The organism is Candidatus Trichorickettsia mobilis (assembly GCF_034366785.1).
In the GTDB taxonomy this organism is placed as follows: Bacteria; Pseudomonadota; Alphaproteobacteria; order Rickettsiales; family Rickettsiaceae; genus Trichorickettsia; species Trichorickettsia mobilis_A.
Genome location: NZ_CP112932.1, coordinates 580,764 through 594,404, shown reverse-complemented (window position 1 = coordinate 594,404; position 13,641 = coordinate 580,764). Strand labels below are relative to the sequence as shown.

Annotated in this window: 10 protein-coding genes; 8 read left to right on the top strand and 2 right to left on the bottom strand. The window is 34.0% G+C overall.

Features of this window, described 5'->3' with window-relative positions; translation table 11 throughout:
• Positions 1-29 precede the first annotated feature (29 nt).
• Positions 30-908, top strand: a complete 879-nt coding sequence (rfbA, locus tag Trichorick_RS02710) for a glucose-1-phosphate thymidylyltransferase RfbA (protein ID WP_323738720.1) — start codon at positions 30-32, stop codon at positions 906-908.
• Positions 909-1,031: 123 nt separating this feature from the next.
• Complete coding sequence (locus Trichorick_RS02705) at positions 1,032-2,414, top strand: NUDIX hydrolase (protein ID WP_323738719.1); 1,383 nt, start codon at positions 1,032-1,034, stop codon at positions 2,412-2,414.
• Positions 2,415-2,800: 386 nt separating this feature from the next.
• Here Trichorick_RS02705 and Trichorick_RS02700 read toward each other — a convergent pair whose 3' ends face one another.
• Positions 2,801-4,753: a lytic transglycosylase domain-containing protein gene (locus Trichorick_RS02700; protein ID WP_458693522.1), complete on the bottom strand. Its 1,953-nt coding sequence runs from the start codon at positions 4,751-4,753 to the stop codon at positions 2,801-2,803.
• Positions 4,754-4,778: 25 nt separating this feature from the next.
• On the opposite strand from Trichorick_RS02700, the gene fabD reads away from it, so the two are divergent.
• The 5 genes from fabD to Trichorick_RS02675 all read left to right on the top strand — a co-directional run bounded on the left by fabD (position 4,779) and on the right by Trichorick_RS02675 (position 9,840).
• The gene (gene fabD / locus Trichorick_RS02695; protein WP_323738717.1) at positions 4,779-5,723 is read left to right on the top strand and encodes an ACP S-malonyltransferase; all 945 of its coding nucleotides are present in this window, start codon (positions 4,779-4,781) and stop codon (positions 5,721-5,723) included.
• A 115-nt stretch (positions 5,724-5,838) separates the two neighbouring features.
• Positions 5,839-6,675 (top strand): oxygen-dependent coproporphyrinogen oxidase, encoded by an 837-nt coding sequence (gene hemF, locus Trichorick_RS02690; protein ID WP_323738716.1) that lies wholly within the window; start codon positions 5,839-5,841, stop codon positions 6,673-6,675.
• A gap of 16 nt (positions 6,676-6,691) precedes the next feature.
• Entirely contained in the window at positions 6,692-7,954 is a 1,263-nt protein-coding gene (locus tag Trichorick_RS02685) for an AmpG family muropeptide MFS transporter (protein ID WP_323738715.1), read from the top strand.
• 159 nt (positions 7,955-8,113) lie between these two features.
• A complete protein-coding gene (locus Trichorick_RS02680; RefSeq protein ID WP_410250261.1) occupies positions 8,114-8,986 on the top strand; it encodes a D-alanyl-D-alanine carboxypeptidase family protein in 873 nt (290 codons plus the stop codon).
• Between the two features lie 17 nt (positions 8,987-9,003).
• Positions 9,004-9,840 carry a DUF2608 domain-containing protein gene (locus tag Trichorick_RS02675; RefSeq protein WP_323738713.1) on the top strand — a complete coding sequence of 279 codons (837 nt, stop codon included), beginning with the start codon at positions 9,004-9,006 and terminating at the stop codon, positions 9,838-9,840.
• Between the two features lie 261 nt (positions 9,841-10,101).
• Here the strand turns inward: Trichorick_RS02675 and priA are convergent, their stop codons facing one another.
• Positions 10,102-12,054 (bottom strand): replication restart helicase PriA, encoded by a 1,953-nt coding sequence (gene priA / locus Trichorick_RS02670; RefSeq protein ID WP_323738712.1) that lies wholly within the window; start codon positions 12,052-12,054, stop codon positions 10,102-10,104.
• Between the two features lie 250 nt (positions 12,055-12,304).
• Here priA and Trichorick_RS02665 point away from each other — a divergent pair, with 250 nt between their 5' ends.
• Positions 12,305-13,612, top strand: a complete 1,308-nt coding sequence (locus tag Trichorick_RS02665) for a sensor histidine kinase (protein ID WP_323738711.1) — start codon at positions 12,305-12,307, stop codon at positions 13,610-13,612.
• Positions 13,613-13,641 lie beyond the last annotated feature (29 nt).

Here is a 13,641-nt window from a genome sequence, read left to right as displayed (position 1 = left end):
AAGTATAAATTATATGATACGAAGGTAATATGAAGAGAAAAGGTATTATTTTAGCTGGTGGAGCCGGTACACGCTTGTACCCTTCTACTTTAAGAGTGTCCAAACAAATGTTACCAGTATTTGATAAACCGATGATTTATTATCCACTGTCAACTCTTATGCTTGCTGGAATTAAAGACATATTGATTATTTCTACTCCTAGAGACACTTTTTTATTCCAAGAATTACTGGGTGACGGCAGTGATTGGGGAATCAATCTTAGTTACGTAATACAAGAATCTCCTGACGGATTAGCTCAAGCACTAATAATCGGAGAAAAATTTATAGGTAACTCGTTGAGCGCTTTGATATTAGGCGATAATATTTTTTATGGTGCTGAATTGTCGAAAATACTATTGAAAGCAAGTGAGAAAACTGAGGGAGCAACGATTTTTGCATATAAAGTATGCGATCCTGAGAGATACGGTGTTGTCGAGTTTGATCGCAATGGTGTCGCACTGTCTTTAGAGGAAAAACCACAGAATTCAAAATCTGATTATGCGGTTACCGGGTTATATTTTTATGATGCTGATGCTTCATATTTTGCTAAACAACTCAAGCCATCAGCTCGTGGTGAGCTAGAGATAACAGATCTTAATAGTATTTATTTACAGCAAAATAGGTTATCAGTAGTAACTCTTGGACGAGGCTATGCTTGGCTTGATACAGGAACTCATGAATCATTACTTGAAGCATCTCAATTTATTGCTGCTATAGAACACAGACAAGGATTCAAAATAGGATGTCCTGAAGAGGTTGCATGGCGTATGCGTTGGATAGATGAAGCCAAACTTGAAGAATTAGGGCATAGTATGTACAAGAATAATTATGGTAAATATTTAATCAAGCTTGCGAGAGAGTCATCATAAAATAACGTTTTCAGCTCAGACGGCTGGAAGTGGACTCTATGGTTTTTAATAAAGTATTTTAATTGGCAACTTGCGTTAAAGTAGTGTATATGGTTAAAAATTCCAAGAACTAGGGTAATATTTATGAAGTTTAAAGGTAATTTTTTAAAAGTTTTAGGAGGCTTTGTTTTCGGTACAGCAACTACCATGACATATAACTACTATAATCCTGGAATTATAGTATCACATGCTAAAGATGACCAAAAATTTGGATTTAATCTTATTAAGTCTTTGATTAGTAAAGATCAGGTATTAAATGATGCAGTTGCTGTTGAGGCTACAAAAAGTGCTACCCAATTTGGTAAGGAATTTTATAACAATATAACACCGGAAGGTCGGCGATCAATTATTGCTCACCCTTATGATAAGCAAGGTAGTGGTGTATCGGTTACAGTATCATATATAGACTCTACTACTGGTGAAAGACAATTAATGTTAATGGAAAAGTTAAAAGTTCGTAACAAAGCTGAAGAAGGTTTTGCACCGCAATATGACCAAATTGGTGGATATACTCATGGTGCTGGGGTAGAAGGAACAAAAAAGACTACATTATCTTTTGCCGAAGGAGAAGCAAAGGATGCAGCAGAAGATGCAAATACGGAAACTGGAGTCGTTATAAATTTATCATACAGTTCAACATCTCTAAACACTGCAGTACAATATACTACCAAAAAAGATCTAGAAGAAATTGGTGAAGCAATTGCACAATATAATGTTAAAATTGTTAAAAAAAATCCTTATATCAAGAACTTTAATCCTAATGATATAAAAGACTACCTTAAGTCACAGGCTCTTGAGTATACTAGGGATTATAATGCGATTGACACAGCAATACGTGAATTTAGAGAGGAAACTGGTTATAATGGTATTATTACTCCAGAAATGATTAGAGAAGCTTACACTATAGATAATTATGGAACTACTAATGTAGCAAACCTCCACACTAAAGTTTCACATTATTGGATTGACTTAGGTACACTACCAAAAGCGCCAACTATATACGAATCATCATTCAAGTCTGAACGAGAAATTAATTCTTTTCAGGCTAATGGCACAGAAATTGGGCGTCTTACATGGGTAAGTACTAATGAATTGAAATCAAAAGATGATTCCTCATTATGGTTTCAGGATAAACCGATAAGATTTTCATATATACCTGTTCTAAATAATATTATACGAGAATTACGAGATAAAGAATTGCAAGAAACAAGCAAGGGAGTGGTTAACTCGCATGATAATATTGCGGCTTTGGTAAAGCATTTCCAACTTCAGCAAAATTTAAGTGAATTTTCTGGGGAGTTTGGTGTAATAGCCAGTCAGAAACATCGAATAGATAAATGTATTGCTCAAAAGATAGGAGATAGCTCGGTTATTAATTCTAACAGTCTATCAAATATTTTTGAACAATGTCATGAAGGTATTAATCTGAAATATGATGTTAATATTTTAGGAAATATAGAAGAATAAAGTATCTATTCACGTCCCTGGCGCAAACATTTACCGTATCAGGTATACAGATGGTGAGTTTGACAACAAACTGCTTCCACGGTGTCATTCCCAGCAACGGCGGGAATCCAGCGTACATCTGAATAGATACAGAATAAAGCCATTTTGAAAATTTCACACGCAAAAGCTAGCGCTGTTTTTGCTACTCTAATTTTTTAATTTTCTCTTATTTAGCTATTTCTTTTACCAAAGCATGTCTAATACCAGCATTAATACCCTGATAAACAAGCGATTTTTGCAGATATGGTAAGAAAACAAGGATAATAAAGCATACTCTTTATAAATTTTTTATGGTGGTTTTCTTTTCTTTGCCACGAGAGGCTTTTTCTAAAATCCGCGAACGCTCACTATTTGGCTAGCAATACTAAATCTCGCTTTAAGTGCAATTTATTGTTTTTGTTTAATATTGTTCGATAAACTTGAACATTTTCTAGCACTCTTTGAACATAGTTTCTGGTCTCGTTATATGGTATTAGTTCAAGCCAATCCACTATCTGTTTGACATTCTTCATTGCTCTTGGGTCACCAAATAAGTCAATCCATCTTTTAGTACGATGACTACCTGCATTATAGGAAGCAATCGCCAAAATATATGACCCTTTATGTTGTACTAGCAAATCATTGAGATAATTGGTACCGAGCTTGATATTGTAATTAGGATCTTGAGTAAGTTTTGCTACATTACATTGAACACCAATGGACTTAGCTGTTTGACAAGCTGTAGCTTTTACCAATTGCATTAGTCCCATAGCTTTGGCTGTACTCACTGCATACTGGTCAAAAACAGATTCTTGCCGAATAATAGCGTAGCTTAGTGCTGCTTCTATCGGCGTATTATTTAATTTATAAGGAGTAGGAAAAGCATAGTTTTTGATAAATATATGGTTATGCACAGCAGTCTTTGCGAATTGCACCATATAATAAGGGTTACTATCGACTTTGATAATATTTGCTAACAGCAAAGCTTCTGCTGGATGAGACACTTGTGAAACTGCGGCCTTGACATAGATATGCGCCAATTCCGGTTTTCCATACTTAACTAATAATCTTGCAGCTCGTATGACATCATTATTCTCGATACTACGCTGATGATGAGATTCTATTTTTGGAGCAGAGGGAAGTACTATTCTATGTTCTTTCAATTCAATTGTTGCTAGCTGCCCATAAAAAGTGTACGGATATTTGGCAGAGTTTCGATAAAACTGCGTTGCTTTTTCCTGATCTCCATTGGTTTCATGGGTTCTTGCTAACCAATAAGCGCCCCTTGATCTACTGATCGGAGTTTTTGCTACCTTATTAAATTTATTAAAATGAATCAACGCTAGTTCTGGTTTATGGATAAACCTGAGTGCTATCCAACCGGCTAACCATTCTGTTTCTCTTATATCTTCATCAACAATTGCAAAATGTTGCTTTACTATTTTATAGGCGTTAGCAAAATCTTTTTGTTCAAGAAATTCGCGAGCATAATATCGTTGTAATTTAGACCATTGTACGCTGTGATGAAAATCCTTGGGGATATGTTTGAATAATGAAATAATATAACTATCAGCTGGCTGTTTTTTCTTTGATTCTAGATAACGGTATAACAAGCCGGAGGTATAATATTTGGCTGGAATCTTCTTAAACAATTGCTCTGCACTATGAGAATTATTTATTAGAGCTATCTGGGCAGCAAATGAATGTCGGTAGCCTTCATTGACCATTGACATTATTCTTTTCGCCTCAGTGACATCAGATCGCCATAGTTGTTCGTCTATTCGACGCACATGATCCTCTTCACGTAACAATTTGCCAAAATTCGTTAGATACTCTATCTCTTCGTTGCGAGTAAAGTCACCATAAACCCATCCATCTCTAAGTATAGGTAATAATTTAGCCTGATCATTTAGTAATTTTACACTAGCCTTAGCATAGAACTTATAACCGTTTCCAGTCTTTGGTTTATTATGTAAAAACCAATCGAATATAGTTTTTTGGTCAGTATCGTCACTTAAATAACTCTCTGCTTTTTCTGTTAATTTCTCAATTTGTGGCCAGTGTGGATTTTGTTTGATGAATTTTATCACTTCCTCAAAATTGTTAGCTTTATATTTTGAATCCAGGAATTTTTGTGACAATATCACTTTGAACAATGCTTTATCATCAGCTTGCTGCGCAAGTTTCTCAGCATCCAGCCATTTTCCATCATTAAGATACGTAAAAATCATAGCAATATCATCACCAGCTAAAGCTTGAGTTCTTGATAATTGCAGAATTATTAAAATAATTGACAATCCTAATTTAAATCGCATAATCACTGTTGCATTTATGTATTGTAGGCTTATGAATAGAGCATTTATTTTTCCTGGTCAAGGTTCTCAAGTGGTTGGCATGGGTAAAGATTTTTACAATAAGTTTCAAACAGCAAGAACTACCTTTCAGTTTATTGATGATAGCTTAAATTACAAATTAAGTAATATTATTTTTAATGGTTCAGACGAAGAATTAACTTTAACTCAAAATACTCAACCCGCTCTGATGGCGGTATCAATGGCGATAATTAATACATTAAAAGATCAAAATCGTACTAATATTGCTAGTTTATGTCAATATGTTGCTGGCCATTCTCTAGGTGAATATAGTGCTCTTTGTGCTGCTGAAAGTATTAGCCTGATTGATACTGCTAAATTATTGCGCAGACGTGGTGAAGCAATGCAGAATGCTTGCGCCTTTGGAGTAGGAGCTATGGCAGCTTGTATTGGTATAGATATTACCGCTCTTGAGCAAATTATTTATGATTATGCTGGAGCTGAGGTTTGTCAAATTGCTAATGATAACATTTCAGGTCAAATAGTAATAAGTGGCCATAATGCTAGTGTTGAGAGAGTAATCGCAATCTTGAAAGATCTTGGATATAAGGCAATAAAATTAAAAGTTAGTGCACCATTCCATTGCGATTTGATGCAGCCAGCGGAACAAGAAATGACACAAGCATTATCAGAAGTAATTGTTGATAAACCGATAGTGCCAGTAATTACTAATGTTACAGCCGTTCCAACTAACGATCCTATGATAATAAAACAAAATTTAATTACTCAGGTATGTGGACGAGTCAGGTGGCGTGAAACAATTGATCAATTAGTGCAAGCAGGAATTGAAGAAATTGTTGAAATAGGAAGTGGCAAAATATTAACAGGGATGATTAAAAGAACTAACCATAAACTACGCACTGTTAATATAGGTACAGTAACAGAATTCGATGAATTTATGGAATCTAATTTAGTATAGTTATCAGTTGTATCTTTAATATAAGGAAAAAAGAGTCATGCTGAAACAAGTTCAGCATGACTGCGTTTTATACAGGTTAATACAGTTCTTCTTTTTATGTGAGTATCTAAGACTTATGAATGATAATCAATTAACTACATCTTTGTGGTTTCATAATTTACGCAATGATATTATTGCAGCGTTTGAAGCTATTGAGCTTGAATATAGTAAAGAACGAAATATCGTAGCTTCTACCTTTGAACGAAAATTGTGGGACAGACCCGGCGGTGGCGGTGGTGAAATCTCGATTATGCGTGGTAACGTTTTTGAAAAAGTAGGAGTTAATATTTCTACTGTACATGGAGTGTTATCACCGGAATTAAGCCAGCATATTCCAGGAGCTTTAGAAGCTCCGCAATTTTTTGCTACCGGTATTTCCATAGTAGCACATATGTGCTCTCCTTTAGTGCCAGCGGTACATTTCAATACGCGTTATCTTGAAACTAGTAAAACATGGTTTGGTGGTGGTAGCGATTTAACTCCAATGTATCCTGATGAATCTGAAACCGCAAAATTTCATGATGCTCTTAAAACTGCCTGCGATCTACATGATTCTACTTATTATCCACGATTTAAAAAGGAATGTGATCAATATTTTTATTTAAAACACCGTCAAGAAGCACGTGGTGTTGGTGGTATATTTTATGATTATTTAAATAGTGGTGATTTTAACAATGATTTTGCTTTTACTGTTGATGTTGGTAAAGCTTTTTTAACAATATATCCAGAAATCGTGCGTCATAAAATGTGGTTACCTTGGACTAAAGAACAAAGGGATTACCAACTGATTCGCCGTGGTCGTTATGTTGAATTCAACTTGTTGTACGATCGTGGCACTAAATTCGGCTTAATGACTGATGGTAATATCGAAGCTATATTGATGTCGATGCCACCAGAAGTGCGTTGGCCCTAAATTATTTTATAAAAATATGAAAAATTCAACTTTATTTAAAATATTCGGTGATTATCGATTATTTGAAATATTTATTCTAGGTATCATTAGTGGTATGCCATTAGCTATTATCGGTACTATGATAGTCACGTGGCTTACAGAATCAGATGTGACTCTTGAAATTATCACTACTTTTGCGATAGCACGACTACCATATTCTTTAAAGCCCCTATGGTCACCGATAATCGATTATTGTAGCATTCCTTTTCTAAGTAAATTTGGCCGACGAGCAAGCTGGATGATCTGCTGTAGTTCATTAATTGCCTGTATATTATATAGCATGAGTATATTATCGCCTAATGCCGATCTGTCATTATTATATATTCTCACTATCTGCCTTGGTACTTTATCAGCAACATTTGATATTAGTTTTGATGCTTTTCGTATTGAAAAACTGGAACAACAAATGCAAGGTGTTGGCGCTGCTTGTGCTGTTTTTGGCTACAGGATAGGATTGCTAATAACTGGTGGTGGTGCGCTATATTTAGCTCATATTAATGATAGTTGGCCGAATACACTGTTATTAGTAGCTGGTATTTTTGTGCTATCTACAATATTCATTTTTTTTATTGATGAAGCACAATCTAATTTCAAAGTCGATATTGATATTTCCTGGAGAAATTTACAAATACTGATTACCAAACCATTTATGGATTTCTTAAGCAGAGAAGGTGCTATTGCTATATTGTTAGTGGTGATTTTCTTTAAGCTTGGCGATGCAATGTTGGGTGTGGTGAGTATGCCTTTCTATTTAGAGCTTGGTTTTTCTAAGCAGCAAATTGCTGTTGCAGTTAAAATCTATGGGTTTATCGCGACTATTCTTGGCACTTATGCTGGTGGATTAGTAATATATAAAATTGGCTATTTTAGAGGGCTGATAATTTCTGGTATTATACAAAGTATCACACATTTGGCTTTTGTGTGGCTCAATCACCAAGGAACTGATTTTAGTGCATTATTTATTGCAATTTCAATAGAAAATTTTGCTGGGGGGATGGGCTCAAGTGCCTTAGTGGCTTATTTGAGCATATTATGTAATAAAAAATATTCTGCTACACAATATGCGTTATTTAGTAGCGCAGCTAGTCTGTTTAACAATACCGTTACTATCTATGGCGGAACTTTGGTACGTCAATTGGGATGGGATTACTACTTTATTTTTACTATTATTTTAGCAATACCAGCTATTTTGCTATTGGTGTATTTACAGAAAAAATATAATAATCAGAGATCTTCATAGAACCTAAATTTGTTGTTTTATGGTCGAAATTATTATATAAATTTTTGCACTCTTCATTAAATATTTATATTTAATCCCATATTCTGTTTTACTAGAATTGCTTCCTTATTTATTTTAAGGTCATATATGTCCAGAAATACCTCGTACACTATCTGCATTATGTTAGTCTTGATCTGTGGCCTAATCATTCACGATAATTCATTTGCACATAAGGCAGTAGCTGTTAGTGATCCTATCAAGTCTAGTTTAGTTGTTGATATGAAGACTGGTAAAATATTACATGCTCAAAATGCAAAAGCTAAAATTAACCCAGCTTCATTAGCAAAGGTTATGACTTTATATTTAATATTTGAATCTATAGAGTCCGGTAAGCTATCGTTAACACAGAAATTATATGTATCTAAACATGCTGAACAGATGCAGCCTTCTAAACTTGGCTTAAAAGCAGGAGAATATATTACAGTACGTGATGTTATTCTGGCGCTTATAGTAAAATCAGCTAATGATGGAGCAGCAGTTGCCGCTGAAAATATTGCTGGCTCAGAAGCAAAATTTGCACGAATGATGAACAGACGTGCTAAACAGCTTGGTATGCATGATACCAATTTTACTAATGCTTCAGGATGGCATGATCCAGCGCAAAAAACTACCGCTGTAGACCTGGCTAAACTAGCAATCGCTATAAAACGAGACTTTCCAAAGTTTTATCATTTATTCTCAAAAACAAGTTTCAGTTTTCGAGGACAAGTTATCTCGGGGCATAACCATGTTACTGCCAATTACCAATGGTCTGAAGGTTTAAAAACTGGATACACTAGACCAGCAGGATTTAATTTAATTACTACAGCTTCAAGAAATAATAAGGCTGTTGTTGGGGTAATTACTGGTGGTAAAAGCGCTGCTATCAGAGATAAGCAAATGGTATCATTGCTTGACCAACATTTAGGGGTCATCAAAATCAAAAATAAAAAATCAACAACTGTTCACTCTAGCTCAAAATCAAAGTCAAATAAAAAATTAGTTAGAAGTTAAGTCATAACAAAATCACTATGATATATTTTATACAATGCATATTTATACTATATTTAACTAGCTTATCGGCTTATGCTGCAATACCCGCTACCTATTCTTTAAACTCTGATGTATCTCAGAATATAATTAAGATTATTGATCCAACTACTATAGTACTGATAAACATAGATAAGACTATAGTTGCGCCTAAATCAAAAATGTTTAGATATTATAATAATCCTTATAGAACTTTCATTCAGGATCTTACTGCTCAAGCCAAAAATATGCCTGTATTCAATCATGCATTATCAGCGTTTCTGCAGCGCAGAAAAATTATACTGGTTGAACCGGAATGGCCTAGTTTTATAGAAAAATTAAAAAGTACGGGAGCTTTAGTATTGGGATTATATCAAACTATGATTGTGGAACATGAGTTAATTAAGGATCCACAAGAATGGCATTATCAAGAACTTAAGTATTTTGGGGTAAATTTTACTGATAAAATTAATGGTAAAGAGTTAATTACTCTAGGTTCTAAAAAGGATAATAGTTTTTTTTACAAAGGTATATTATTTACCGGTGCTCTCAGCAAAAACGGTGCTTTAATTGAGTTTATGAAAGTTAGTAACATAATGCCTCGTAAGATAGTAGCCATTGACCCAAGAATAGACGATCTTAAACAAACAGAATATGCTCTTAGAGTATTTGATATCGAATATTACCCCATACAATATCTGGCAGAACAGGAAATCGCAGGTATACCTAATAGTGATGTAGTGAAATTACAACAAGATAATCTGCTCGCTAATAATCAGTGGTTAGAAGACGATGAGGCTGAGCAATTATTATTGCAGCAGCAATCTGAACAGAAATAACCAAAAAAACGTTGTGGTTGCTGTAGTGATGGTATTTAAGCATTGCGTACAAAATTTTATGGGGATGGGTCAGTTTGCAATAACGTGGAAACAGAAGATGGTGGTGATTTTAATTGACAACTCGAGCTATAGCTAGAGTCAGGTGAGCTAGGGACGATAAATTTTAGTGTTGTGAGGCCTTGCGCAAGCTTTATAATACGTGAGCACAGGTGAATCACGCGAAATTTTGTCGTCCCAAGCTCACTGACCGACGCTATATGTCTACATGAAATTTTGTGGATCAATATCCACTCGTATTTGGCAACTAGAGGGAAATTTTACTAAAGCCAACCAGGTTTTAAGATATTGTTGTAAATTAAATTTTTTAGCTGTAATTATTAATATTCTATATCTATATTTGCCCGATAATTTTGTGAGCATAGCTTTTGCTGGTCCTAGTATTTTGACATTACTTTTAGGAGCAATTGCTACTAGTTGCTTTGCATAATCAAAGATTTTATGTTCATTTTTGCCAGTCAAAATAATAGATGCCATTCTCGTAAATGGCGGTAAATTTGCATCTCGACGATTATTAAGTTCGTATTCTATAAATTGTTCTTCGGCATTGTCTTTAAGTGTTGAGAATACAATATGATCTGGGTAATAAGTTTGCAACAAAACTTTTCCTGGTTTATGTTCCCGTCCGGCTCTTCCGCCAACCTGGTGCAATAATTGAAAAGTACGTTCAGCAGCTCTTAAGTCTCCGCCCATCAACCCTAAATCTGCGTCTATTATTCCAACTAAAGTAAGATTAGGAAAATGATAACCTTTAGTAATCATCTGAGTTCCAATTAATATATCAATTTCGTTATTCTCCATTTTATGTAATAGAGCTTGCATCTTATTAGCGTTAGTGATCTCATCCTTGCTGACAATTGTTATTCTATAATTAGCAAAAAGACGTTGCACTTCTTCAGCAATTCTTTCAATACCGGGACCACAAGCAATCAAATGGTCTTCGGTAAAGCATTCTGGGCAGGCGAGATGAATTTTGCATATATAGCCACAATGATGACATTCCAAGCGTTTGCTATTTTTATGTACGACTAACCAAGCTGAGCATGATCCACAGGTAAATCGATAGCCACATGAGCTGCACAACATTAATGGAGCATAGCCTCTGCGGTTTAGAAATAATAAGGTTTGTTCTTTTTTTAATAAATTTTCTTGGATAGCAGTAGATAGCGAATGCGATAACCAATTATTATATGGTAAGCGTTCTTTACGCAGGTCAATAATTTCTACCGGTGATATTGTGGCTCCTGAATAACGATTTTCTAGTGGTATATTATGATATTTATCAATTTGTACATTATAAATTGTTTCTATTGATGGGGTGGCCGATACTAGCACTACTTTAGCGTTTTCTAAACTACCGCGCAATACTGCCATATCACGAGCATTATATAATATTCCCTCCTCTTGCTTATAAGAACTATCATGTTCTTCATCTACAATAATTAAGCCAAGATTTGTATATGGTAAAAATAAACTACTGCGAGCACCAATTACCATTCTTACTCGGCCATCTAAAATCCCTCTTAATGACATTTTTTTTTGCGCTTTGGTAATAGAAGAATTCCAGATCACCGGTTCAAAGCCGAATCTATTGATAAAACGTTGAATAATATGGTTGCTAAGTGCAATTTCAGGTAGCATAATTAGTGCTTGTGCACCTGCTTGTAAATATTCTGCTACTAAATGAAAATATATTTCGGTTTTACCAGAACCGGTAACTCCATGAATAAGTGTTGGTTTGTTGACCATTCTTAACTTTGTTAGAATCTCATGTTGATTTGTCGATAAATTTGGTAAATTAAAATGTGATGGGATATGCTGGTGTCTAGTTTTTATCGGAGATACTGAGATATCTATTGGTAAAATCAGTTTGGCCATAGATCCCAGTGAGCTTAAATAATAGCTGCTAGCTTTATTAATAAAATTCATGGTTCTTGAATTTAAAGTAAAATCACCAGGAACTTTCTGCTGCACAATTTTTGGAGTAATAGTATTATTATTGCGTATATTGGAAGTTGACCAAACAACGCCAGTACACATTTTATTTCTAAATGGTACTATAACCAAATCACCAATAATAAGTTGTAATTCTTCTGGTGCTAAATATTCTAAAGGAAATAATTGAGTAAGAGGTAATAATATTTGGACAATTATCATAATAGTGTTAAATTATTTTATTCAAATTAAGTTGAGGATTTTTAACTAATTTTTAAATATACTAATATCTATTTAATTAAATTATTATGTCCTATGTACAAAAAATACACCATAGGTTGTTTTGTACAGCAGCTAATGCAGCTTCGGGTAACAATGTTGGGGATAATTTAACCCAAGGTTTATCTTTTGCAGTTGCATTATGTGAATATTATGTTATACTTCATTATTAACATTTAATAACGATTTACACATGACAAAGAATACTGCTTGTCATTTTAAAGCATTCTATGAATTTTTAAAAATAGGTGTTACTAAAACAGAAAAGCACGCATTCATTTTTGGTATAGTAAACATTGCAGGGCACTTATTTTTTTATATTAGAAATAAATATTTTTATTTTGTCGAATATGACAATGTCATACTGAGGGTTTGTGGATTATTTTTCTCTATCTTGTTAATTATATACAATAAGTGTTCTGCAAAATCTTTTAATATAGTACGACTTATTTGTTTATATGCAAGTTTAGTTTACCTAGGGCCATTTTTCTTCACCTTTATGTTATTAAATAATGCTGCTAGCTTGGAATGGCAGCTAAATTTTCTGCTATGGTTAGCTTTATATATATTAATAATGGATTGGTGGAACTTTGTTTGTATTGCTGTAACAGGCATTTTATTGGCTATGGCTATATATTTATTTAATAATGACCAAGTGCAATTTGAATATTCTTTATTATATCATACTACTTTAACTAGTTTTTGTATTTTATTACCTAGTTATTTTTTTACTAAAAATATTAAAGCTACTGAGATGGAGCGACAAACATTACTACAAAATACTATGGTAATGAATGTAGAATTACAAAAAAGAGTTGTAGAGGTAAAACAGTTATTAGAAGCAAAAACGAATTTATTAAATTATATTAGTCATGAAATACGTACGCCGATTCATGCTATTTATAATATATCACAGTTGGTATATGAGAATTGGGAAGGAATGAATGATGCTGAATGTAAAAAACAAGTTAGAAATATAGCTAACAGTAGTTTATTCTTAACCAATTTGACCACAGACTTATTGGACTTATCTAAGTTTGAATCAGGAAAAATGACCTATAATTTTAATAAAACCGATCTAGTATCCTTAGTTCGTGATGTTGTGCGTCAGTGTAAAATATTGTATTTATATGGAAAAAGACTGAACATAACTTTCAAAACTAATGATAAGGCTGCTTTTATCCTTGGTGACCGCATGCAGATAATAAGATTATTAATGAATTTATTTAGTAATGCAATAAAATATACCGATACCGGTACAATTACTGCAATTTTACAGTTTGTAGATAAGGCTGAGGCGCATTACTGGCAGTTTAGCTTAATTGATCAAGGAATTGGTATTCCTGAACATCAATTGCAATCTATATTTGATGCATTTAATCGTGGTGAACAGTCATCATCAAATATAGTAGGAACGGGTCTGGGACTTGCCATTTGTAATGAGATAATTGCGCTCATCATGGAGCTATCTGGGCTGAGAACAATCCTAAACCGCAATTAGGAGCAAGGTTTAGTTTTATTATTCCAGCT

Excerpts from the sequence above, each read along its gene's own strand:
- rfbA (WP_323738720.1), top strand. The coding sequence starts at position 30 with ATGAAGAGAAAAGGTATTATTTTAGCTGGTGGAGCCGGTACACGCTTG.
- Trichorick_RS02705 (WP_323738719.1), top strand. The coding sequence starts at position 1,032 with ATGAAGTTTAAAGGTAATTTTTTAAAAGTTTTAGGAGGCTTTGTTTTC.
- fabD (WP_323738717.1), top strand. The coding sequence starts at position 4,779 with ATGAATAGAGCATTTATTTTTCCTGGTCAAGGTTCTCAAGTGGTTGGC.
- hemF (WP_323738716.1), top strand. The coding sequence starts at position 5,839 with ATGAATGATAATCAATTAACTACATCTTTGTGGTTTCATAATTTACGC.
- Trichorick_RS02685 (WP_323738715.1), top strand. The coding sequence starts at position 6,692 with ATGAAAAATTCAACTTTATTTAAAATATTCGGTGATTATCGATTATTT.
- Trichorick_RS02680 (WP_410250261.1), top strand. The coding sequence starts at position 8,114 with ATGTTAGTCTTGATCTGTGGCCTAATCATTCACGATAATTCATTTGCA.
- Trichorick_RS02675 (WP_323738713.1), top strand. The coding sequence starts at position 9,004 with ATGATATATTTTATACAATGCATATTTATACTATATTTAACTAGCTTA.
- priA (WP_323738712.1), bottom strand. The coding sequence starts at position 12,054 with ATGATAATTGTCCAAATATTATTACCTCTTACTCAATTATTTCCTTTA.
- Trichorick_RS02665 (WP_323738711.1), top strand. The coding sequence starts at position 12,305 with ATGACAAAGAATACTGCTTGTCATTTTAAAGCATTCTATGAATTTTTA.